The following is a 267-nucleotide window of genomic DNA, read 5'->3' as shown; positions in this document are numbered from 1 at the left end:
TAGTGCGCTGGGTTATCGCTCGCCACGGGAATATCTGCGGCAGCGGGCTTGTAATGGGTTAAGTGATAACAGATGTCTGGAAATATAGGGGCAAATCCAGTAACCTCGCGCATACAACCGGGCAGTGATGTGATTGTCTGCGCTGAAATGGACGAACAGTGGGGCTACGTCGGTGCTAAATCACGTCAGCGCTGGCTGTTTTACGCGTATGACAGGATACGGAGGACGGTTGTGGCGCACGTCTTCGGTGAACGCACTCTGGCCACA

1 pseudogene is annotated in these 267 nt (G+C 54.3%); it reads left to right on the top strand.

Annotated elements, in window-relative coordinates:
• Positions 1–99 precede the first annotated feature (99 nt).
• A pseudogene (locus BHE85_RS19910) lies at positions 100–267 on the top strand (IS1 family transposase); the annotation flags it as partial.

It is taken from the genome of Shigella sp. FC1567, from assembly GCF_001743015.1.
In the GTDB taxonomy this organism is placed as follows: Bacteria; Pseudomonadota; Gammaproteobacteria; order Enterobacterales; family Enterobacteriaceae; genus Escherichia; species Escherichia coli.
The sequence above is the reverse complement of the archived record's forward strand: the minus strand, read 5'-3'. Positions and strand labels throughout refer to the sequence as shown.